This is a genomic window from Kocuria dechangensis, from assembly GCF_014636775.1.
Lineage (GTDB): Bacteria > Actinomycetota > Actinomycetes > Actinomycetales > Micrococcaceae > Kocuria > Kocuria dechangensis.
Genome location: NZ_BMEQ01000029.1, coordinates 1 through 21,679 on the forward strand (window position 1 = coordinate 1; position 21,679 = coordinate 21,679).

Consider the following 21,679-nt stretch of genomic DNA (forward strand, 5'->3'; position numbering starts at 1 on the left):
ACTACGTCCGCCACGGCACCTCGACCCTGTTCGCCGCCCTGGAGATCGCCACCGGCCACGTCACCGCTGCGTGCAAACCAAGGCACCGGCGCCAGGAGTTCCTGGCCTTCCTGAAACAGGTGGCCCGGGCCTACCCGAGCCAGGAGCTGCACCTGGTGATGGACAACTACGCCACCCACAAAACGCCCGAGGTGCGGGCCTGGCTGGCGCAGAACCCGCGGTTCCGGGTGCACTTCACACCGACCTCGGCCTCCTGGCTGAACCTGGTCGAGGTGTGGTTTTCCATCATCGAACGCCAAGCCCTGCACCGGGCCGACGTGGCCTCTGTTCCGGAGCTCAACGCCAAGATCCGGGCCTTCGTCACAGGCTGGAACGACCGCTGCCACCCGTTCGTGTGGACCAAGACCAGCACCGAGATCCTCAACAAAGCCAACCGCCAAATGACTTCAAGTACGGGCCACTAGTCACAGCGGAGTCTCCTTCGCGGTACCGGTAGGGCTGGGCTCGATTGTAATAGTTGGCAAGCATTAATCTAAGCACTTTGGCCTCAGCGATGATTGTGGCGTCTTCTTGAGAGGCCGCCACCACGATCCGGTCGCCTTGGCTGGGCAGACGCCCGCGAAGCCGTTGCGGATCCCGGTCACAAGATCGCCGTATGTGCTGTCGAGTCCCGCAGGATTGTCGAGCTGGTACATACGGTTCTTGTCGGTCACGGTGCGTGCTCCTTTCGACGCGTCTACGAAAACTCCTCCCTGGCACGAAGTAAGGTTGCGTCCCTAGACGATGGACTCATTTAGATGCGGTGCTGGGCGCCATTCGGCCAGCGAGGAGCTCAGTCACGGTGTACCGGCGTCGGTCACGTAGTCCCGGAGCTGGTCCCCGGCGGCACAGTTGAGCGCGGTGCCGGTGGCCTCCAGGAAGTTAGCCGGGTCGATCTCCACCCGCCCGCGGTAGGTGGTGGTCTCGACGACGTCGAACTCCACGGTGGTCATCTGCTCGGTGGTGGAGTCGGTGCCGGTCTGCTCGGTGCTGGCCATGGTCCTGGTCCTTCGTCTCGGCTGCGGTGGGGCGGGGTCTTCGCCTCACCTCCCATGTGTGCGGATGGGTGCAGGTTTCTGCCCGGAAGCCCGGTGGATACCCGCATGAGGAAGGGCCCGCGGGTGCGCGCTCGTGCTCCGGGCCGCGGGCCCTTCGGGGTGCGGATGGGTCACTCGACCGCGGTGGCCTCCAGCCACTCGGTGAGCAGGTCGGCGGACCAGCCGTTGTTCAGGCTGAACTCGAACGGTCCGGTGTGATCGCCTTCCAGGTTCAGGTCCCACACGATCCAGTCCAGGTCCGTCGGCCACCCCTCGGTCGCCTCCTGCATCTTGTCCCGGTCCTGGGTCGCCAGCCATCCGGCGGGCAGGGTGACGATGCGAGTCTTGGTGGTCACGCACTCGTCGCCCTCACCGATCCACTCCTGCAGGCGCAGGGTGCCGGTGACCTTCGGGGCGTTGGCGTAGCGGGGTTGCGAGAGCAGCTCGGCCTCGGCGGCGCGGACGGCGGCGACCACCGCACCGGCGGCCTCCAGCACCTCGGCCAGCGGGTCGCCGGTGAGGGCCCGCAGCTGCGCACCCATCCGGTCTTTCACCAGGGCGTGCAGGACCGGTGACTCCACGAGCCCGACGGTCTTGAGGTGCGCGACGAGCTGCGCGGTGACGGTCGAGGCGAGCTTCTGTGCCAGGGCGTCGGCGTCGAAGGTGGTGGCGGTCTGGGCGGGGGCCTGGGGCGTCTTGTCCATGCCCCTCATGTGTGCGGATACCCTCAGTTTTCTCCCCAGGATCGGGTCACCGCCTCATGCCCACGACAATCCTCGGCCACCACCTGCTGGACCTGCAGCACGGCCCGGACGTGAAAAATCCCCCAGGTGCGCATCGCGGAGAGGCGAGGGGGATGTGGTGGTTCCAGCTTAGCGAGGGCGCACAGCGAGCGGTCCGAGCACCGGAGATCTGAAGGCACAGGGAATCTCCTCCGCCTTCACGACCACGCTCATCCACCGGCGCCCAGGCGCACGGTCCACATCGAGGCGCAGGCGATCCGCTCCCCGGTGCGCACCGTCAGGTCGAAGGCCGAGACGCGGCAGTCGGTGTCGGCCTCGATCTCCACCCCGCGTCCGGTCTCCGCCACGATCCGCCCGCGGCCCCAGCCCAGGCACCCGAACATGCCCACGACCGCGAAGGCCACGGTGTCCCCGGAGGAGAGGTCGAACGTGTGGGCGTCGCGGTGGGCGAGCACCTCCACCGGCCCGGCATGGAAGTCGGTACACGGGATCAGGTCGTCCTGGCGGACCACCAGTTCTGGCTCAGCGGCGAACGTCTCCCCGGCGGTCAGCACCGTCCCGTCCAGCAGCGGCCCGCCGTAGGCGGCCGGCACCACGAGAACGCTCCCGCCCTCGGCTCCGGTCACGACCCCGCGGACCAGCACCGGGCGCAGCTCGGGGCCGCGGAACAGCGCGGTGACGGCATCGCCGGGATGCAGCTGCGCGCCGAAGGCGTCGGCGAGCTCCAGCTTCTCGGGTACCGGGACGTCGACGTCGCGGGCAGTGAGGGGAAGGGCCAGCGGGGGAAGCTCGGTGGTCGTGTTCATGGTCTCCATGTGTGGGGAGATCGGACGTCTTCCCGCCGCGGGACAGCCTATGCGTGCACCCGTTGAGCTGCGGCATCGACAGTCCTACCGTGGTGTCCACGGCACCCGCGACACCACGACCGAGGAGAAAAGACGGTCATGCTGGAGACCACGGTGCAGCCCGGCACCAACATCGTCACCATTGACTACCAGGGCGGTCTCTCCGTCGAAGACGAGCAACGGATGCGACAGGTCCTCGACGAGGTGATCCGCGACCACGGCAGCGTGCGGATGCTGGCGGTCATGGGCAAGATCGACTTCTCGGAGATCTCCCCGAAAGCGGCCTGGATTAATCTGAAGGCCGCCGGCTACCTCAAGAAGCTGGACCGCCTGGCTGTGGTCACCGACGCAGCGTGGGCGGCGAAGATCTCCGAGTGGACCGCCGAGCTCGTCCACATCACCGTGCGCACCTTCCCGGCCGACCAGCGGGCCGACGCACTGGCCTGGATCACATAGCCCTGAGCCTTCAAGGGCTTGCTCAGCGGTGGGCGCCGCTCGGCGATGGTCACACCACCGCGCTCAGCTGGCTCCACAGCAACGGCAGCCCGCGCACGGCCAGGAGCTGCTCGACGGTCGTGGTGGCCGGGGCCGGCAGCTCGTCGGTGGCCTCCCACACGGAGTCGCACTCGTTGCAGACCTGGATGGTCTCTCCGGTGGCGTTCACCCGGTAGCGGGCGATCACGCCCGCATCGCACATCGGGCACTCGTTGGGGTTCACGGCCGTCTCCTTCCTTCGCTTGTCTCACGCCCCGCACCGGGGTGTTCTGCGCAGTGGCCACGACCCCGTCCCAACACCGCGGCGGCAATATCGGACAAGGCCCTGGTGTACGGATTGTGCACCTGCAATCAAGTCTGGCGGAAGGCACTTGCTGAGCCGCCGGCGCCCGGGGTTCACGCCACCGCGCGCAGCTCCTTGCGCAGCAGCGGCAGACCGCGGGCGGCGAGGAAGCACTCGACGGTCGTGGTGGCCGGCCCCGGCAGCACGTCGGCCCCGTCCCACACGGATCGGCAGACGTTGCAGACCTGGATGGTCTCGGCGGTGGCCTTCACCCGGAAGGAACTCACGACTCCTTCGTCGCACTTCGGGCATTCGAGACGGCTCATGGCCGCTCCTTCCATCGGGAGCCCCAGCCCTGGGCCGGAGCCGTTCGGGGGGATCAGCGAGGACCCTGTCACGGTATCGGGGGCGTGTGCACCGGCGGGCTCCTCGTGCCCATGATTTTGCACCCACCGGCGCGCCAGCGGAAGGGTCATGCCGTATGTGTCGGAGCCCGGAAGGAGCCCGATGGTCTGTCCGGTCGTCAGTCGTTGCGCACCAGGCACCACGACGCCTCGAAGTCACGGGCCGCCAGGTCGGAGTCGCGCATCCAAACCTCCATGTGCCCGGAGTCGCCGAACCACCCGTCCAGGGCCGTGACACCCTCCACCTCCAAGATCAGACGGTGCTGATCACCGGGCACGGTCAACGGCAGGAGTCGCTCCAAGAGCGCACGGGCGTTGATCTCTCCGCGCTGGCTGTGCCCGTAGACGTGGCTGATCGGGACAGCCGGGCCCGCGGTCGATCCGGTGCGCAGCAGCATCCACGACCGGAGCAGCTGTTCCTCCAGCGCCGCGGCGACCTCGAACCGATCCACCGGCCCGCCGGCCGCGTCCGCTGCCGGGGGCAGGGTGAACCCCGGCAGCGGAATCACCGGCTGGCACACCGCGGTAGGCTCCTCCAGATCGGCCGGAGGCTGCACCAGTCCGGTGCGCTGCGGCGCAGACACCCAGCGCACCAGCCACCCTCGGCGGCGGCGATCGCCGGTCCCGTAGCCGGAGGTCTGCAGATCGTGGAAAACCTCCAGCACCCCATGAGTCGGCAGCCCTTCCCGCAGGTGCGGCCACACGGCTTTGCCCTGGGCGTCGAGCACCGCGTCCAGGTCGGCCAGGTCCACGGTGAGAACGTGCGAGAGCGGCTTCCCGTCGTTCCGGCGCGGCCACGACGACAGCGGCGCGGCGGCCGGTCCGCCCAGCCAGCTGATCCATCCGCCGGTGCACCACAACTCGGTCAGCTCCTCCGCGCCCGGAGCGAAAGACTGCTCGCTGAGCACCGGCGAGTACGCCACCTGCTCCAGGAAGTGCTCGTCCTCGGCCGGTCCTGCTTCCAGCCAGGTCTGGATCTGTCCCCACGGTCCGTGCAGTGGTGCCGGTGCGATGCCGTCTCGTCGTCTCGGTTTCATCGTCGCCTCCTCTGCTCGCGGTGCCCGGTCGCCCCATCCAACCACTTGCAGTGCCCTCATCGGCACCTCCATCCCCCTCGCGCCGGTTTGCCCGACGCCCGGCGGTAGCCGCGCCCACCACGCACGCCGACAGGCGGGCGGACCGGGCAGCGATAGCGTGCGGCCCGGGGTCGTCGGTGGTCGTGGTCGGTCGGGGTGGCCATATTAAGAGGCTCGGCGCTGGCGCGCCTCGCCGCGGGCTCCGCCCGCTGCGGTCTCCATCTCGGTCGTCGTCCTGGTCTGCATTACGGGCTCCCGCCCGCAGGGCGTCATGATCTTCGACATGCTCCGGCTCATCTTCCGCCGCTGTTCTCTTCCGTCTCTTCCTGTCCGATCTGTGCTGCGCTCGGCGCGCGCAAGCGCGCTTCTCGCGTGCCGGTCCGTCCTCCGGTGCGGTGCATCGTCGCGGTGCACATAGCGGCCACCGGCCGCGGCTGCGCCGCGTCAGCCCGGCTTCGCCGGGCGCGTGCCGCGTAGCGGTGCGCGCTGCGTCAGCAGCATGGTCTTCGGGCGGCTTCGCCGCCTGCCCGCTGCGCGGGCTCGTCCGCGCAGCGGTGCAGCGGAGCGGGCGCTCCGGCATGGTCTCCATGCGCCGCTCCGCGGCGGTGCGCTCCGCGCAGGGGTGCCAAGTAGTGGTGGACGTCGCGCGGGGTCGTGGTGGTCGGCGTCGACGCTTCGCGTCGGTGCCCTCCGGGCACTCGTTGGTCGTCACGGGTGCTCATGTCGGTCTACGGCATGGGCGTGTGCTCGCCGGCCGCAGGCCGTGGCAGTTGCGGGGTGTGGCGCTACGCGCTTCGTGGTCGCCGGGTGGTGGGTCGGTGCGGGTGTTCGTCGCGGGCGCTACGCGCGTCCTGGGTGTCGGCCTGTGCTCCGGTGTCACTTCTGCGGTGTGGCGCTGCGCGCATCGTTGTCCCGGACGTAGTCCGGCATGGTGTTCGTTCCGGGCGCTGCGCGCTTCGTCGTCCAGGTCGGCGCTCCGGTGTCCGGCATGGTCGTCGTGACGGTCTTCCGCGCACTGCGTGCTCGGATCAGTTGCACGATGATCGGACTGCTGCTCCACCTCGCCAGCGATGCACCGCGCTTCGCTCCGCTCCCACGCGGGCGGCCTCCGGCCTTGCATCGACGCTGACGACGTGGAGCTCCTGCACGCGCTGGCGCGCGTCGAACCCGTGCAGGTGCTCGGACTCCACGCCTCCCCCGTTCCACATCGTGGCGACCCGACACAGATGGTGCTCGAACTGCGGGCGTCTCCACGCCCCCGTGCTGGTGAGCACGCTGGCAGGCGCACCGACGGGCACCCGCCGGGCGCGCTGGCGTGTCGTGAGGCCGCCCCGCGGCCGCAACAGCGACAGCACGCCCTTCGCGCGGAGCGCGAACAGGCCACCGGCCCACCCAACCCACGGGGCACCCGTGGGTTGGTCCTCGCGGCAGCGAGGCGAAACCGCAGGTCAGAGGAGACGGGAACGAAGTTGAGCGTGTGCGCACACAACAGGTTTCTTCCGGGCACAAACTATTTGGATCCGCACACACGATTTCCCGAAATCGCCGCACACAATGACTGTGTAGTGATCAGATCCACCGATTCCGCGGATCTACGATCCGGTGCGCTGCGCGCACACGGCGCTGCCGCGCCGACGGGATTCATCTCCGCCGCTACGCGGCCCCGAATGGGCGAGTCGGCACGCAAGTGTCTCCGACGGGGGAGGGTCGGGCGGATTCGCCCGTACTGGATTGGGAAAAGTTAGAACAAAAAACGGACGGGGCGATCCGCCGTTTCTTGCCCTATCCATCTCGCCGCCCGCCTTCCGGCCGTGCACGACGCTGACTCCGGCGGGTCGACGCATGATGAAGGGGCATGAGCCTCGAAGTGTTCAGCCTCGCCCCCGTCCAGGGCATCAACCTGAACCCCCTGCAGTTCGCCGGCCGCGCCGACGTCTTCGCCTCCGCCGCCACGCAGAACGGCCCGTTCACCCTGCTGGTCGTCTCCACCGGCGCCACCGTCGCCGACTACGTGCTCGTCGATGCCGCCGCGGCCAACGCCAACGCCCCGGTCCAGCTCGCCCAGACCGTCGGCGCCCGCTCCACCGCGCCCGAAGCACCCGAGATCGACCGGCTCACCACGCTGCTGGCCGACACGCAGGTGCTCGGCCGGCTGCGCGCCGCACGCACCTCCATCTCCCGGGCCACCCAGGCCGGAGCCGACCCCACCGACCTGGCCGCCGCTGTCGCCCCGGTGCTCGCCGCCGGGGAGTGGGTCGCCGTCACCGCCCGCCGCCCGCTCAGGCACGAGCGCAAGGCGCACCTGAAGTGGCTGGCCCACCGGCTGGGCACCCGCAACCCGCAGCACCACTCGATGACCGAACAAGCCGTGGTCGTCTCCGTGCGCGCCGGTGCCTCCGGCGCCGACCGGGTGCGTTCGCTGCTGAACACCGTCTCGGCCGCGATGCCCGGCTTCGACGTCTCCACCACCGTCTCCCTCGAGCCCCGCCACCACCCGGCGTGGAAGGCGGCCCCGGCCGCGGCCGCACTGCTCGCTGCCAGCGTCGCAGCGTTCGTGGTGGGCGGTCCCGACTACGCCCGCCTGGCACTGGCCGGGATCCTCGGTGCGGCCGCACTGGGGGCGATCTCCGCGCTGTCGTTCACCGGCAAGCTCACCTCCCCGGCCGCCCATCTCACCGCCCTCAACAGCGCCTTCCAGTTCCCGCCCCCGCCCCGCCGGCGCCTGCGCCCCAAGCCGCCGCGGGAGGCCTCCACTCAGACACACAAGAACGCCGACGGCACCACCTCCACCCGTCACATCGCCGCCTCCGCCGGGGACTACCCGGTCCACCGCGACGCCTTCTACCTCGGGCCCTCGGTGATCGCCGGACTGGTCTCCCCGCACATCGGCGCAGCCGCCGGCGACGTGTCCAACGCCGTGCGCGCGACCTCCCCGGCGATGTCCACCCGGTGCGGGTTCAACCTCGGCTCCAACGACGGCGTCGACACCTACATCCCCGCCACCGACACCCACGGCGGCATCGCCGTGGTCGGCGCCCCGGGCACCGGCAAGTCGTTCTTCATGCAGGCCTACTACGCCTACTGCGCCCGCGAGCGGGTCGCCCCCTCCGGGCAGCCCGGCTACCCGGGCCGGGCCAACTCGCTGATCGTCTTCGAGTCCAAGGACGCCGCCCCGGCCTACCAGCGCTGGGCCAAGAAGGTCGGCGACCGCACCCTGCTCATCGACGTCGCCGATAAGCGCCGGGCCTCCATCGACTTCTTCTCCTGCCCCGGGGTCGACACCCTGGAGGAGCGGGCCACCATGATCGTCAACGCCATGGTCTACGCCTGGGGTGACAAGGCGATCGGCGACCGCTCCAAGGAGACGCTCACCGACCTGTTCACCGCCGCACTGGTCATCAACGACGAGCTGCTGACCTCCATCCCCGCCCGCGACGAGCACAACCTGCCGACCGGTGCCTCCCCGTTCTACTACCTCTACGTCCTGCTCGGAGCCCGCGGCGGGGACCCGGTGGCCGTCTCACTGGCCACCGCGATCCTCGACAAGGCCACCCGCCTGCGCGAGCGCGGCGCCGACGGCGGGGACTGGACGGTGGCCGCCGGGGCGGTCGCCAAGCTCTACGGCCCCGGCGTCTCCTTCGCCAACCGCCGGCCTCTGCTGGAAGCACCCCGGAACAAAGTCCAGCAGCTCTACCTCAACGAGCAGTTCTTCTCCCCGGCACGCAAGAAGATCACCTTCGAGCAGGTGCTCGCCGAGCACAAGTCGATCATCTTCAACACCGGCAAGTCCGCCTCCGGCCGGCAGCTGATGGACGACCACGCCGAGACGATCTCGGCGATGACCATGTACCTGCTCTACCGCAACATCATGGCCGTGTGCTCCGGGCGGCAGGAGCAGTCCCGGCGGGTGACGATCATCGCCGATGAGCTCTCCACCCTGGCCGGATCCAACGAGATGGTGCTGTCCTGGTTCCGCGACAAGGGCCGCTCCTTCGGCGTCGAGGCCGTGCTGGGCACCCAGCGCCCCGAGCAGCTGACCCCGGTGATGCGCAACAACGTGATGACCTACGCGACGCTGATCTCCTTCGCGCACAAGGACCGCTCCACCGCCTCCGAGATCGCCGACGCCGTCTCCGGGGCCGGGGTCTCCTTCACCGCCGAGGAGCTGCAGCTGATCCCGCTGCACCACGCGGTGATCCGCTCCCAGTCGCACATGCAGCTGCAGCCGGCGGCGATCGTGCACGTGCACAACTTCCCCGCCCTGGGCGCACAGTTCCTGGACCTGCACTTCGGTCCCGGCGCCGGGGCGGCGGCCACCGACGTGGACTTCGACGCCGAGCTCACCGGGGCGCGGGCATGAGCGCCGCCGCTGCTGAGGCCGAGCACTTCCGCTTCGCCGACATGGACTCCGCCGCCGGGCCCAGGTTCGGCGCCGGGGCGCGCGTCGACCCGTACTGGGACCGGCTGTGGCTGCCCGGCTCCCAGGCCGTGTGGTCCACCGCCTTCGACGAGACCGGCACCTCCGAGCTCGACGAGGACGCCGGCGCGGCCGCGGCCGCGACACTGTTCTCCTCCGTCGCCCGCCGGGGTTCACGCATCGCCGCCCTGGGAGTGCTGGACTCCTGGCGCACCGTCACCGCCCAGCAGCTGTGCGCCTTCACCGGATCCTCCGAGTTCGCCGCCCGCACCAAACCGGTACCCCGGGCCTTCTTCGACGGCGGGGTCCTCGACATCGGCGGCTTCCCCCGGGCCCTGCAGCGCTCCTCGACCGCCACGCTCTACCGCCCGTCACCGACGACCTCGTTCAACACCCACCTCGCCCCGCGACTGACCTACCCCGAGTGGCTGGCGATCACCGGAGGCACCGGGTGGTCCACCGGCCACCAGTTCGACCGGCACAACATCCTCGCCGCCGAGCTGGCGCTGCGCGCGGCCGAGTACACCTCCATGGTCCCGCTGGGGGAGAAGTTCGCCTCCGTGGACCTGCTGGCCCACTCCGGTCTGGGCAAGCCGGTCAACCTCGCCGGCAACCGCACCGGCGACGGGGTGCTCGTCCGGGACGACGGGCTGCGGGTGGTCTTCGAGATCACCTCCAGCGCCCACCACGGGGTGGAAGCCAAGGTTGAGAAGTGGGCCCGGCTCATCGCCGAGCGTCCCCTGGAGACCTCCGGGCTGGTGGTGATCTTCGTGCTCGTCCCGCACCCCGATGTCACCCGCAACCGCCAGACCCCGGCCTCGGTCGCCTCGGCGACCAAGAAGAAGATCGGCCATGTGCTGCGCTCCTTCCCCTCCCGTTCACCCGACGCCCCGGCCAACCGGATCGGGGTCGTCTCCTGGGCCGATTGGTTCCCCGCCGCCGGCACCTTCACCGAAGCCTTCCTCACCGGCACCGCCGACTTCCCTGGGGAGGACCTGGGGCAGTGGCGCACCCAGGACCTGTTCATGGACTACGCCTTCCAGCCCTGGTCCGGGTTCGACGCGACCGCGGTGCTGGACAACGTCAACGCGCTCGGTGCGACCCCGCACTGGCAGCGGACCCGGGCCGCCGGGGAGATCATCGGCCGCCCCTCGACCCGCGCCGGACGGCCCCGCCCGATGACCGACCCCAGCTCCACCCGGGCCCGCGGGGAACCGGTCGCCCCGATGTTCGGCCGCACCCGCGTGCCGGTGCGCCTGCACGACCCGCTGGGGGTCACCGGCGCCCGCCGCTGAGCGCTTCCGGTGCCCCCGCCTGCCCGCCCCTACGGTTGCGTAGCGGACACGGCTCCGTGACGGGTCGGTCACGATCCACCCAGACCCGGCGTCACATGTGGCTTCTCTTTTCAGCGGATCGGCAAGCTGGCGAGACCGGGACCGGCAGGAAGCGGCACTGTTCCTACCGGTCCGTCCACGACCACAGCTGCCGTTGACGGCAGCCGGCAGAACCGGGGGAGCGATGTTCACGAAGACGATGCGGCGGGGAGCCGCAACAGCAGCAGCAGGTGCACTGATGTTGGGCGGCATGGTGCCGGCGGTGGCCGATGTTGATCGAGATGAGACGGAGACCTCCACGGAGTTCTTCTGCGACACCAACTCCGCCGGCTACACCTCCTGCCTCGAGGGGAAGGACCGCACCAGCACCATGCGCACGCCCAGCGGCAATGTTCACAGCGAGCGTTCCCTTGAGGACTATGGGTCCACGACCACACCTGACGGCGGAACCGTCTACGAGGGGAGACTCGAAGAGGACGGAAGGAGTCTCTACAAGAACAAGGACGGCAGCTTCAAGACCGGCACCCGCACCCGCACCGAGACGTACACGGTCAACGGCGAGGGGTGTAGCACCAGCACCCGGACCAAGATCCTCAACGACGAGACGCAGTACGAGAAGACCAAGACCCGCTGCACCTGACACCCAGCGTTCCCACCGGAGCCCGTCGACCATCACGGCCGGCGGGCTCCGGTGTGTCTGCTCCTGGACCGATCACCGGCGCACGGAAACCGCCGCTGGGTCCCCGGTCTCTACGCATGGTGCAGGTCATGGCCAAGATCACCGACAACTACGACCGAGACCGCGAGAAGGTCACCGACTTCCTGCACTCCCGCACCGGAGAGATCACCTTCTTCGTGCTGGCCGTGTCCATCCTGCTGTGGGCGGTGATCTTCTGATGAGCACCGGCATCTACGGCACCGCCGCCGTCGGCCTGGGCGCCGGCGCCAACTACGTCGCCTCCGAAGCAGCCCGCACCGCCGGGGCCCGCGGGGAGCGCGCCACCGCCGCGGTGCTCAACACCTTCGCCACCCGCGCCGCCGTGCTCCACGACCTGAAGGTCCCGGGGCAGAAGCGGGTCAACATCGACCACGCGATCGTCACCGGGTGCACCGTTATCTTCATCGACTCCAAGAACTGGAAGCCCGGCTTCTACTGGAGCGCCGGAAGCACGTCCTTCCGCGGCTTCTTCGGTCGCACCCACACCTCCCAAGGCGTGGCCATCGCCCACGACCGCTGGGCCAAGCACCTGTCCCCGTACAAGGCCAAGGTCCCCACCCCGCTAGTGGCCGTGTGGAGTGATGACCAGGCCAAGACTGCCGCCCGTGCCCTGGCCCGAAGCAGCACGCCGGGCCGCATCGCCGGGGCGTCCCCGACCGTGTGGGCGCTGTCCTACCCCGGGGCCAAGGCCGTCCCGGCCACCGCCCTGGCCGGGCGCATCGAGAAGCTACTCGTCAACGACACCCCCGACCCGCTGATCGTCGCCGAGCTGTGCCGCTACCTCACCCGCCAGCCGGCACCCACCGGGTTCTGACCCACCCCACTCGGCACCCCTTCGCGCCGTGCACGACACGGACCACGGGCGCGAGCACGAGACGCACCAGAAAAGACCAGGAGCACCTGTGGCCCCCACCAAGCGCCCCACCGACTCAGTGAACCGGCTGACGCCGATCCTCGCCGTGCCCGTCGGGATCCTCGCCGGCATCACCGCCCAGATCTTCGGCCTGCCCGGGGCGATGTTCCTGGCCGTGGGTCTGACCGTCGCCGCCTTCACCGCCCCCTCCCCGGTGTTCACCGGTCCCAAGCAGACCGACTCGGCGATGCCCACCCCCGAAGGTGGGCCCGACGGGTTCCAGGCGCTGGCCGAGGCCAAGTACCGCCGCTGGCAGCGGGCCAAGCTGCGCTTCCTGCTGCCGTCCTCGGACTGGTGGCCGGCCAAGCCGATGAAGTTCTCCGTGCTCGCCGGCCTGGCTGTGGCCGCCGCGCTGCTGAGCTTCCCGCAGGTTCCCGAGTCCGACGGGGTCCTGCGGCTGCTCAACGCCTACTTCGGGCTCAACGTGGTCGCCGCCCTGATGGCCTCCCGCCGCGAGCACGCCGCCTGGATGTCGGCCGCCCCGACCGTCACGGTCCCCGACGCGATCGCGGCGGTGAAGGCCAACAAGGTCAAGGCCGCCCTGACCGCCGGCTGCACCTTCGTCGGCACGACCGCGCTGGTGGTCCTCACCGCCTGGACCTTCCCGGACTACATGCCCGCCGGGCTCAACGCCCCGGTCTCCGGCGCCGCGCTCGGGGCCGCCGGGGCCGTGCTGGCGTGCTCGCCGCTGGCCGCCGAGCACGCCTGGGCCGGGTGGAAGCTCACCCGTGAGGGCACCTCGTTCTGGCACAAGGCGTGGCCGATCCTGGCGGTGAAGACCCCGCCGGAGCTGCTCGAGCGAACCAAGGTCGGCGAAGCCACCCTGGACACCTTCGTCACCGCCGGCACCCCGGCGACGACGTTCTACCCGATGGCCGCCAAGATGGCCCCGCTGATGGAAGCCGGCGCCGGGGTCTACGTGCTGCCGGTGGCGGTGACCAACGAGGAGGAGCAGCCGGTGCCCGGAGCGCTGAACCCTTCCAAGTTCCAGGTCCTCACCTACCCGCAGGGCGCCACCGTGGACGTCACCTCCAACGACACCCCCGAGGACCAGGTGCTGCTGCGGGTGCGCGCGGCGATCGCCGCGACCGTCGACGCCGGCATCGAGCCGTTCACCGTCGAGCAGGTCGCCCGCATCACCATCACCGACTCCGACGCCGGCTGGGGCGTGTTCTGGACTCCCACCGGCACCGGCCCGCGCACCATGCGCCAGAACGGCTCCGGGATCATGGCCTCGGTGCTGGGCTGCCCGGTCTACATCGACCACCGCAAGTTCGGCGGCGCCGGGGCGATGTTCTTCGCCGTGGACTCCGGCTCCGACTTCGACCCGGGCACCGGGGTGGACGCCGAGTACATCCGCAAGCTCGAGGACGAGGTCGCCTGGGACAAGCGGTGGGGCGAGCTCAACGACAAGTTCGGGGTGAACCCCCCGACCCCGCAGTACGAACTGGAGGAGCACTCCCAGCTCACCCGCAACGCCACCTTGCACCGGCTGGCCTTCGTCACGCGCACCGGCATGGAGCCCAAGCTGTTCTTCGGCTACGAGGGGGCGCTGAAGACCATGCTGCAGGCGGCCCCGTTCGTGGCGATCACCGGCTTCCCCCAGATCGGCCCGGCCGCTGTCACCCGCCCAGGCGAGCGCCACTCCATGGCGATCGCGGTGACCTGGTCGGACCCGGGGGCGGCGATCCCGTCCAAGCCCGAGCAGGTCGCCCCCGCGTTGGAGGGCAAGGCCCACGAGTGGCTGCTGGCCGGGATGATGAACGACGCCTTCCGCTCCGCCCGGCTGCCGATCCCGGAGCTGGCCAAGGCCACGCTGCTGACCGCCCGCACCTCCCGCAAGCACCTGTGGCGGCTGGAGCTTCGGCTCTACGAAGGGGTCTCGGCGGCGAAGGTCCGCAAGGCCGCCGATACGATCAAGCACCACTTCGGCTCCGAGTGGGTGCGCGTGGATGAGACCAACGACCTGTGCGTGCTGTTCATCGGGGCCAACCCGATGCGCGCCAAGCTGGCCTCGGAGGCGATCGAGCACGAGATCTACGAACTCGACTGGGGGCAGGCGTTCGCCGACGCCCAGGTGAGCGGGGCCAACGGGGCGCTGCCGCAGCTGGTGGACGTGGTGACCATGCCGCGCAACACCGCGGTGAAGAAGCTGGAGTTCACCCTGCCCCCGGGGCTGAGCCTGGAGCGGGTCAAGGCCGCGGCCGGGAAGGTCGGGGATGCCACCGGCAACCAGTTCGTGGAGGTGGAGAAGACCAAGGGCAAGGCGGCGGCGGTGACCGTCACCGCCGCCGAGGTCTTCCCGCTGTCCGAGCACGCCCCGACCGACTACGAATTCATCCGCGACTGCCCGCCGCTGTCGATCCCCTTCGCCACCGGGGTCGACGGGGAGCCGATCGTCTACGACCTGAAGTCCCACATCCACCTGATGGTCGTGGGCCTGTCCGGGTCGGGCAAGTCGATCATCATGCAGGACCTCACCACGGCGGTCACCGCCCACGGACTGGAGTTGTTCGTCGTCGACGCGGTCAAGGGCGCGGCGGACTTCCAGTTCCTCCAGCCCTACGCGCGCGCCTTCGCCACCTCCTTCGAGGACGCCGCGGCGACGATGAAGGCCCTCTACGCCGAAGTGCAGGCGATCGTGGCGCTCAACGCCGAGCACGGGGCCCCGAACTACCGCTCTCTGCCCGAGGAAATCCGGCCCACGCACAAGGTCGTCATCATCGACGAGTTCTTCGGCCACATCCTGATGGACACCGTGCCCCCGGACTCCACCGACCCGGAGGTCCAGGAGGAACGAGACCGGGTGCTCTACATCAACGAGTGCCGCAAGCTGCTGGCGACCTACACCTCCCGCATCCTGGCTGAGGCCCGCTCGGCCGGTGTCACCTTGATCATGGCCACCCAGAAGCTGCTGTCCAAGGACCTGGACAAGGTCCCGGGCGGCTCCACGATGAAGACCAACATGTCCCGGCTGATCGCCGGCAAGGCCTCCCCGGGAGAGCTGGCCTCCGCGCTGCGCGCCCCCGGCAACGCCCCGAAGCTGGGCGACCATGTGCCCCCGGGCCGGGCGATCTTCGAGCCGACCACCGGAGCCCCGGTGATGGTCCAGTGCTGGTTCGACCAGCGCGAGTCCGAGGGCAACCTGTCCTTCGTCGAGTCCCAGCGCGACCCCCTCGACCCGGACCTGGTCATCGACCTCGACAAGTTCCGTCCCGCGCGCAACACCGCCGGGGAGATCGAGGACGAGGAGATGCTCCAGGAGCTCGAAACCATCCCGGAGATCATCGACCACGGCGTCGCCTCCTTCACCCTGGACCTGGAAGACCTCGAGGACTTCGACCTCACCGACGCCGCCGACGAGACCCTCATCGAGGGCGAAGCCATCGACCATGACACCGTGGTTGAAGCGGACGAAGCGGACGAGCCCAGCATCGGTCTGCAGGGGTTCGACCGGGCCGATGAGCCCCAGGAGGACCAGGACCAGCAGCTGCCCGAGAGCTCGACCCCCGGCCAGGAGCTGCCGGAGGACGACGAGTGGGTGGAGGTGCGTCCCGCACCGGCCACTGTCGCCGATCTCATCCCGGTGGCCGAAGCACCGTCCGGTCACCCCGCGGTCCCCCCCCCCCCCCCCCCCCCCCCCCCCCCCCCCCCCGACGCCGCGGCGCCGGAGGGGACCGCGACAGGCGTGACGGGGGAGGGGTTGATCCCCAACCCGGTCGCCCCCACCATCCGCGACACCGCCTGGATGATCGACCTGGACAACACCCTCATCGGCGACGGCCCCCACTTCCGCAAGATCCCCGGCGTCGGCACCGTGCGCTACGACGAGCGGGTGATCGCCCGGCTGACCACCATGGGGTGCGTCCCGGCGTGGCTGAGCGCCTGGGAGCACCGGGCGGCGGCGGCGTTCGGGGACTGGGTCGACGCCGAGGTCCTGATCCGGGCCGGGGAGGAGACCGGATGGTGGAAGCTGGACTCGCTGCTGGCGTGGCTGGACGCCAACCCCTGGATCACCCGCGTGGTGTGGGCCGACGACGAGCTCGGCGACGAGGACGACCTGCTGGAGGTGCCCCACCGCGAGGTGGTCACCGAGCACCTCGACGCCCGCGGCGTCGAGCACCTGCTGCTGGTGCCCACCGGACCGGTGCTGGATTTGGAGGAAGCCAAGACGATCGAGCGCTTCGTCACCGGCCCACGCTCCGATTCGGACACCACCGTCCCCTCGTCCCCCTCGGCCGCACCTGATGCCCCCGCGCCGGAGACCACCGACGAGCGACAGCGGTTCGCGCCGGCCCCCCGCCGTGACCGCCCGGCGCGCCGGCGCGCCTCCGCCGGACCCATCGAGGCCGGTGCCCAGGAGAACGCCGAGAGCGAAGCCCGACCCACCCGCACAGCCGCCTCCCGCCGCCGGGCACCGGCCCCTCGGTTCGAGCCTGTGGAACGCCGCCGGCGCTGAGCGCGCTTGCCAGCAGCGGAGGCCCCCAGGGGATCAAATCCCTGGGGCCTCCGTACACATGGAGTCCGAACGGCGAGCACCCCGCCCGCCGGCGCCCGAGAGGACCGAGCCCGTGCTGACCGACCTTCCCCAGTGCGTGGCCGGCCACGCCATCAACCGCCACTGGGTCACGCCTTTCGGCACCGGCCTGTACTGGGGACGTCCGGTGATCGACCAGGACGGCATGGAGGGTGTGGAGCTCTGGCCCCAGGCCGACGCCACGATCCACGTCCTGCACCCGAACCGCCATCCGCGCCGGGGCACCGCGGCCGAGGAGGCCGACCAGTGGGAGGACGCCCCGGTGGGCAGCGACCCGGCCGACAACAGCGTCTTCCTCCCCACCCCGGAGGACCGGCTGCCGGCCAATGGGTACGGGGTGGCCGACTCGGTGGAGCAGGTGCTCGAGACCTTCCTGGGCCTGGTCTCCGACGAGCGGTGCTTCGCCGTGTGCTTCCAGCGCTTCCGCCGTGACGAGGAGCCGCCTACGGACCACCCGCACCGCTGGCACTGGCACTACTGGGGGGAGTACATCGGTGAGCTGACCCCGGCCGCGTCCAGCCTGGCCGAGGAACCGGAGATCGAGGAGGTCATCTGCTTCGAGGTCTTCGAGGTCATGCCCGTCCGGGCTCCGAAGCTCGTTGTTGTGCGGTGACGAAACTGGAAGCATCCGCACACACTGCGACCGGTCGCCGTAGAGTCCGACGAGGTTCCCGCTCCCGAGTGAAAGAACGCCCATGACCGAACCCGAGAATCGACCGGACCGCCGCAGAAAGCTCCGCCCCGCCGGCTGGGTGGCCGTCATCACCGTCGCACTGATCGCAGCTGCCTCCGCGATGTACGCCGCCGGCGCGGACCCGGTGGTCACCGCCCTGGACGCCTTCTGGCGGTTCTTCGACGAGAGCATCGAACGCCTGCGGGTCCTGGGCGGGCTGGTGCCCCTCGCCATCGCCTTCGTGGCCTACAAGGTCTACCGCTCCGAGCAGTGGTGGAAGCGCGCCGAGTGGGCCTTGGACGCGGCGTCGGAGAACAAGCCGGAGGTCCGCCGCACCTTCGGCAACCGCACCATCGACCAGCTGCTGACCTCCCGGCTGGCACCCACCCAGGACTTCACGATGTTCCGCGTCGTGGTGGCCGACCGCTATGGATCCCTGCTGCGCGAAGAGATCGGCGAGGACCCTGCGGTGGCCGCAGTGCCCGACGAGGCGGAGGACACCGTGGATCCCGGCGTGGACTCCACCGGGAAGGAGGGAGGACAATGACGGCACGACCCCTTGAGAGGAGGGACGGACTCATGGCGATGACCGCTCCGCACGACCGGAGAATGAGCCCCGAGGAGATCTTGAGCAACGCGGCCGCCGTGCTCGGCGTGGACGCCCGCGCTCTGCGCGCCCTGCGTGAGCCCTCCGCCCACCGCCAGATCCCGGTGCGCCTGTGGTTGCTGGGGGAGGAGCCGATCTACGTCTCCACCGCTCAGCGCGCCGAAGAACTCCAGGCCGCCGACAGGAGCTACCAGCTCACCGTCCGCTGACCCCTTCACCGTCCAGCGCCCCGATCCGCACCCGCGAGTCGGGGCGCTGCCGTTTCCGAGCCCTCCCCGACTCACCCGCAACAGCGCTTTGCACTCGGTCGGGGCGAGCAGTTTCCGGCAGAACAGCGATTTCGGTGAATCCGCCGCACACAGTCATGGCGTGACTGTTTCCGTCCCGCCCATCCACCACGCCGAGCTCTTCGCGTGACACCTCGCCCGGCGCCGCCGCCCTGCCCACCCTGACTATCCATATGTGGCGTAATGCACGACGACACATAACCGCTCTGCTATCGCGAAGAACATCTAAACGCATAGTCTTTCCGCGGCTGGCTTCCCCGGGCCGCACCCCCCACAAAATCCCCCCACGCAAGGACCTTCATCGTGACCTCCCCGTTCACGAGGCTCTCCTGTGCCCTGGTTGCAGCAGTCACCCTGGCGACTGCTGTCGTCGGCCCGGCATCTGCCGCCCCCGAGCACGAGACCTCCACCCCCGACAGCAACTCCTCCATCATTTCCTCCAAAACCACCGGCGACTTCGTCTCCCAGACGCAGGAGGTCGACGGCGAGATCATCTCCACCCTGACGGACAAGGACACCGGCGAGATCGCCGACGGCTCCAGCATCAGCGGAGCCTCTCTGGGCGAGTCGTTCAAGTCTCACCAGAGCGCTGGTGGCGCCGCATCTGCGGATGGGCTGGGCTCCATCGCCGCCTACACCAGCTGGCGTCCGGCAGGGATCCAGGGCACGGACGTCTCCAGCAACCAGGAGTTCGTCAACTGGAGCGAGGACTACAACGCCGGCGCACGCTTCACCTACGTGAAAGCCACCGAGAGCGCCAATGGCTGGAACAACCGGTTGAACCAGCCCGCCCGTGGCTACAAGTCCCCGACGTTCGCCGAGCAGTACGCCGGTGCCACCCAGGTCGGGATGATCCGCGGGGCCTACCACTTCGCCCACCCCGACGACACCTCCGGGGCCGTGCAGGCCGACTTCTTCGTCGACAACGGTGGCGGATGGACCGCTGACGGCAGGACGCTACCGGGCATGGTGGACCTGGAAGCCAGCGCCGGCCAGCCCTACTGCTACGGCCTGACGCCGACGCAGATGGTCACCTGGATCCGCGACTTCTCCAACCAGTACAAGAAGCGCACCGGGCGGGTGCCGGCGATCTATACGGGCGCCTACTGGTGGAACCAGTGCACCGGCAACTCCACGGCTTTCAGCGACCACCCGCTGCACCTGCCGGCCTACGAGACCCTCGCGCCGAACAAGTACCCCGCCGGCTGGACCCGCTACGACATCTGGCAGTACTCCGAGACCGGGCCCTTCCTCAAAGCCACCGGCGGCGGGGACTCCAACGTCTACGGCGGCACCGCGGCCCAGCTGGCGGACCTGGCGAAGAACAAGTACTACAAGCCCCTGGGCGGCACGGCCCCGGCCGGAACCCCGGCTCCGGCTCCAGCTCCGACTCCTGGTCCGTTCAAGGACGTGGCCTCCACCAACCAGTTCGCCACCGAGATCACCTGGGCCAAGAACAAGGGCGTCCTCAACGGCTGGACCGACGGCACCTTCCGCCCGCTGAACAACATCAACCGCGACGCCATGGCCGCGGCGATCTACCGCCTGGCCGGCTCCCCGGCCTACACCGCCCCGGCCACCTCGAAGTTCACCGACGTCAAGCCCGGCCAGCAGTTCTTCAAGGAGATCCACTGGGCCGAGTCCAAGGGCTACCTCAAGGGCTGGAACGACGGCACCTTCCGGGCCACCACCCCGATCGCCCGTGACGCCACCGCCGCGCTGCTCTACCGCACGGCCGGCTCCCCGGCCTACACGACCCCGTCCACCTCCCCGTTCACGGACGTGTCCGTGGGCCAGCAGTTCTACAAGGAGATGGCGTGGCTGAAGTCCACCGGCATCTCCACCGGCTGGAACGACGGCACCTTCCGGGAGCTCAACCCCACGGCCCGCGACGCGATGGCCGCCTTCCTGCACCGCTTCGACGCTCGCTACTGACGAGCGCACCTCACCTCTTTCCGCGTGGCCCGCTGACGCCCTCGTGCGCAGCGGGCCACGCGCCCTCCCCGCAGAAAAGACCACGAACCCATGCAGAAGCACGCCCCCAAGCACCGTGCCATCGGCAGAAACACCCACCGGCCCGTGCTCACCGTTGCCACCGCCACTGCCCTGACCTTCGGCAGCCTGTTCGCCATGGCCCCGGCCCAGGCTGCCGCCTCCGACGTCGTCACCATGCCGGCCGCCACCCGTACGGCGGCCGCCCAGGAGATGCTCGACCTGATCAATGCCCACCGTGCCTCCAAGGGCCTGGCGCCGGTGAAGTACTCCGCGACCCTCTCCGGCATCGCCCAGGGCCAGTCCGACCGGCTGGTGCGCGATGAGGTCATCGACCACACCACCACGTTCATGACCGATCCCCGGGCCGCCGGGTGGGACGCGGTGGGGGAGATCCACGCGATCTCCTGGCGTCACTCCGTCCCCGATCTGGTGAACTGGTGGAAGTCCTCCAGCGCGCACAACAAGGTGATGACCGACCCGAAGATGGAGGTCATCGGCATCGGCCTGACCTACGTCGACGGTTCCCTGGCCGGGGACGGCTCCGGGTGGCGGCTGGTCGGTACGGTTGCCTCCTACGGCTACCCCGACGGCAAGGGCCCGGCCGATGCCTCCACCAGGGTCACCGCCCCGACCACCGGGCCCTTGCCGGCTCCCGCGCCCGCCCCGGCACCACCGGCACCAACGCCGGCTCCTGCACCGTCACCCACGCCCCTGCCCGCCGGTCCGTACCGGGATGTGGCCGCCGGGCACCAGTTCGCCGCGGAGATCACCTGGGTGCGCGACCGCGGCTACCTCAACGGCTGGTCCGACGGCACCTTCCGCCCCGACCTGCCGATCGAACGCGCCGCGATGGCGGCGGTGATGTACCGGATGGCCGGCTCTCCGGCCTACACCGCCCCGTCCGCCTCCGCCTACCTCGACCTCGCCCCGGGGGACCCGTTCTATAAGGAGGTCCACTGGGCCCGAGACTCCGGCCTGCTCAACGGCTGGAACGACGGCACCTTCCGGCCCACCGCCCCGATCGCCCGCGACGCCACCGCGGCCCTGCTCTACCGGGCCGCCGGTGCCCCGGGCTACAGCGCACCTGGCGTCTCCCCGTTCACCGATGTGGCCACCGGCAACCGGTTCTACAAAGAGATGGCCTGGATGCGAGCCGAGGGCATTTCCACCGGCTGGGCCGACGGTAGTTTCCGACCGGTGTCCACCACCAACCGCGACGCGATGGCGGCGTTCCTCTACCGCTTCACGAATTAGCGGCACCTGCCACCGGCGGGCC

Annotated in this window: 20 protein-coding genes; 13 read left to right on the forward strand and 7 right to left on the reverse strand. The window is 69.9% G+C overall.

The annotated features are described in order from the left end of the window. Positions 1-464, forward strand: a 464-nt coding sequence (locus IEW07_RS17575) for an IS630 family transposase (protein ID WP_188539625.1), incomplete at its 5' end; no start/stop codon positions are given. A gap of 63 nt (positions 465-527) precedes the next feature. Here the strand turns inward: IEW07_RS17575 and IEW07_RS17580 are convergent. From IEW07_RS17580 to IEW07_RS17595, 4 genes are all read right to left on the reverse strand, one after another. Continuing rightward, positions 528-713, reverse strand: coding sequence for a hypothetical protein (locus IEW07_RS17580; protein WP_188539627.1), 186 nt, complete (start codon positions 711-713; stop codon positions 528-530). 123 nt (positions 714-836) lie between these two features. After that, complete coding sequence (locus IEW07_RS17585) at positions 837-1,037, reverse strand: hypothetical protein (protein WP_188539628.1); 201 nt, start codon at positions 1,035-1,037, stop codon at positions 837-839. A 170-nt stretch (positions 1,038-1,207) separates the two neighbouring features. Beyond that, entirely contained in the window at positions 1,208-1,780 is a 573-nt protein-coding gene (locus IEW07_RS17590; RefSeq protein ID WP_188539629.1) for a hypothetical protein, read from the reverse strand. Between the two features lie 248 nt (positions 1,781-2,028). After that, positions 2,029-2,625, reverse strand: a complete 597-nt coding sequence (locus tag IEW07_RS17595) for a hypothetical protein (RefSeq protein WP_188539630.1) — start codon at positions 2,623-2,625, stop codon at positions 2,029-2,031. 138 nt (positions 2,626-2,763) lie between these two features. Between IEW07_RS17595 and IEW07_RS17600 the strand changes: the two genes are divergently transcribed. Next, entirely contained in the window at positions 2,764-3,120 is a 357-nt protein-coding gene (locus IEW07_RS17600) for a SpoIIAA family protein (RefSeq protein ID WP_188539631.1), read from the forward strand. Positions 3,121-3,169: 49 nt separating this feature from the next. Here IEW07_RS17600 and IEW07_RS17605 read toward each other — a convergent pair whose 3' ends face one another. The 3 genes from IEW07_RS17605 to IEW07_RS17615 all read right to left on the reverse strand — a co-directional run bounded on the left by IEW07_RS17605 (position 3,170) and on the right by IEW07_RS17615 (position 4,883). After that, positions 3,170-3,382, reverse strand: a complete 213-nt coding sequence (locus tag IEW07_RS17605; RefSeq protein ID WP_188539632.1) for a hypothetical protein — start codon at positions 3,380-3,382, stop codon at positions 3,170-3,172. Between the two features lie 173 nt (positions 3,383-3,555). Continuing rightward, the gene (locus tag IEW07_RS17610; protein WP_188539633.1) at positions 3,556-3,768 is read right to left on the reverse strand and encodes a hypothetical protein; all 213 of its coding nucleotides are present in this window, start codon (positions 3,766-3,768) and stop codon (positions 3,556-3,558) included. Positions 3,769-3,965: 197 nt separating this feature from the next. After that, positions 3,966-4,883 carry a DUF1963 domain-containing protein gene (locus IEW07_RS17615; RefSeq protein WP_188539634.1) on the reverse strand — a complete coding sequence of 306 codons (918 nt, stop codon included), beginning with the start codon at positions 4,881-4,883 and terminating at the stop codon, positions 3,966-3,968. 1,894 nt (positions 4,884-6,777) lie between these two features. On the opposite strand from IEW07_RS17615, the gene IEW07_RS21515 reads away from it, so the two are divergent. From IEW07_RS21515 to IEW07_RS17665, 11 genes are all read left to right on the forward strand, one after another. Beyond that, positions 6,778-9,282, forward strand: a complete 2,505-nt coding sequence (locus tag IEW07_RS21515; protein ID WP_188539635.1) for a type IV secretory system conjugative DNA transfer family protein — start codon at positions 6,778-6,780, stop codon at positions 9,280-9,282. After that, positions 9,279-10,634, forward strand: coding sequence for a hypothetical protein (locus tag IEW07_RS17625; RefSeq protein ID WP_188539637.1), 1,356 nt, complete (start codon positions 9,279-9,281; stop codon positions 10,632-10,634). Before IEW07_RS21515 ends, IEW07_RS17625 begins: the two co-directional genes overlap by 4 nt. A 277-nt stretch (positions 10,635-10,911) precedes the next feature. Then, positions 10,912-11,313 carry a hypothetical protein gene (locus tag IEW07_RS17630; RefSeq protein WP_188539639.1) on the forward strand — a complete coding sequence of 134 codons (402 nt, stop codon included), beginning with the start codon at positions 10,912-10,914 and terminating at the stop codon, positions 11,311-11,313. A 128-nt stretch (positions 11,314-11,441) separates the two neighbouring features. Then, the gene (locus IEW07_RS21520; protein WP_268235546.1) at positions 11,442-11,570 is read left to right on the forward strand and encodes a hypothetical protein; all 129 of its coding nucleotides are present in this window, start codon (positions 11,442-11,444) and stop codon (positions 11,568-11,570) included. Beyond that, positions 11,570-12,205 (forward strand): nuclease-related domain-containing protein, encoded by a 636-nt coding sequence (locus IEW07_RS17635; RefSeq protein WP_188539640.1) that lies wholly within the window; start codon positions 11,570-11,572, stop codon positions 12,203-12,205. The genes IEW07_RS21520 and IEW07_RS17635 overlap by 1 nt, the downstream gene beginning before the upstream one ends. Before the next feature lie 88 nt (positions 12,206-12,293). Continuing rightward, the gene (locus tag IEW07_RS17640; RefSeq protein ID WP_188539642.1) at positions 12,294-16,763 is read left to right on the forward strand and encodes an FtsK/SpoIIIE domain-containing protein; all 4,470 of its coding nucleotides are present in this window, start codon (positions 12,294-12,296) and stop codon (positions 16,761-16,763) included. Positions 16,764-16,875: 112 nt separating this feature from the next. Next, positions 16,876-17,454, forward strand: a complete 579-nt coding sequence (locus tag IEW07_RS17645; protein WP_188539644.1) for a hypothetical protein — start codon at positions 16,876-16,878, stop codon at positions 17,452-17,454. A gap of 82 nt (positions 17,455-17,536) precedes the next feature. Then, positions 17,537-18,061: a hypothetical protein gene (locus IEW07_RS17650; RefSeq protein WP_188539645.1), complete on the forward strand. Its 525-nt coding sequence runs from the start codon at positions 17,537-17,539 to the stop codon at positions 18,059-18,061. Positions 18,062-18,093: 32 nt separating this feature from the next. Beyond that, positions 18,094-18,330 carry a hypothetical protein gene (locus IEW07_RS17655; protein ID WP_188539647.1) on the forward strand — a complete coding sequence of 79 codons (237 nt, stop codon included), beginning with the start codon at positions 18,094-18,096 and terminating at the stop codon, positions 18,328-18,330. A gap of 381 nt (positions 18,331-18,711) precedes the next feature. Further along, on the forward strand, positions 18,712-20,343 hold the full coding sequence (locus IEW07_RS17660) for a GH25 family lysozyme (RefSeq protein WP_188539649.1): 1,632 nt from the start codon (positions 18,712-18,714) through the stop codon (positions 20,341-20,343). 90 nt (positions 20,344-20,433) lie between these two features. Continuing rightward, positions 20,434-21,657, forward strand: a complete 1,224-nt coding sequence (locus tag IEW07_RS17665) for a CAP and S-layer homology domain-containing protein (protein WP_188539651.1) — start codon at positions 20,434-20,436, stop codon at positions 21,655-21,657. The last annotated feature ends 22 nt before the right edge of the window (positions 21,658-21,679 follow it).

What these genes read in the sequence shown, in the direction of transcription:
- IEW07_RS17590 (WP_188539629.1), bottom strand. Translation starts at nt 1,780, where the DNA reads ATGGACAAGACGCCCCAGGCCCCCGCCCAGACCGCCACCACCTTCGAC.
- IEW07_RS17635 (WP_188539640.1), top strand. Translation starts at nt 11,570, where the DNA reads ATGAGCACCGGCATCTACGGCACCGCCGCCGTCGGCCTGGGCGCCGGC.
- IEW07_RS17595 (WP_188539630.1), bottom strand. Translation starts at nt 2,625, where the DNA reads ATGAACACGACCACCGAGCTTCCCCCGCTGGCCCTTCCCCTCACTGCC.
- IEW07_RS17600 (WP_188539631.1), top strand. Translation starts at nt 2,764, where the DNA reads ATGCTGGAGACCACGGTGCAGCCCGGCACCAACATCGTCACCATTGAC.
- IEW07_RS17615 (WP_188539634.1), bottom strand. Translation starts at nt 4,883, where the DNA reads ATGAAACCGAGACGACGAGACGGCATCGCACCGGCACCACTGCACGGA.
- IEW07_RS17655 (WP_188539647.1), top strand. Translation starts at nt 18,094, where the DNA reads ATGGCGATGACCGCTCCGCACGACCGGAGAATGAGCCCCGAGGAGATC.
- IEW07_RS17630 (WP_188539639.1), top strand. Translation starts at nt 10,912, where the DNA reads ATGTTGGGCGGCATGGTGCCGGCGGTGGCCGATGTTGATCGAGATGAG.
- IEW07_RS17665 (WP_188539651.1), top strand. Translation starts at nt 20,434, where the DNA reads ATGCAGAAGCACGCCCCCAAGCACCGTGCCATCGGCAGAAACACCCAC.
- IEW07_RS17650 (WP_188539645.1), top strand. Translation starts at nt 17,537, where the DNA reads ATGACCGAACCCGAGAATCGACCGGACCGCCGCAGAAAGCTCCGCCCC.
- IEW07_RS21520 (WP_268235546.1), top strand. Translation starts at nt 11,442, where the DNA reads ATGGCCAAGATCACCGACAACTACGACCGAGACCGCGAGAAGGTCACC.
- IEW07_RS17585 (WP_188539628.1), bottom strand. Translation starts at nt 1,037, where the DNA reads ATGGCCAGCACCGAGCAGACCGGCACCGACTCCACCACCGAGCAGATG.
- IEW07_RS21515 (WP_188539635.1), top strand. Translation starts at nt 6,778, where the DNA reads ATGAGCCTCGAAGTGTTCAGCCTCGCCCCCGTCCAGGGCATCAACCTG.
- IEW07_RS17610 (WP_188539633.1), bottom strand. Translation starts at nt 3,768, where the DNA reads ATGAGCCGTCTCGAATGCCCGAAGTGCGACGAAGGAGTCGTGAGTTCC.
- IEW07_RS17625 (WP_188539637.1), top strand. Translation starts at nt 9,279, where the DNA reads ATGAGCGCCGCCGCTGCTGAGGCCGAGCACTTCCGCTTCGCCGACATG.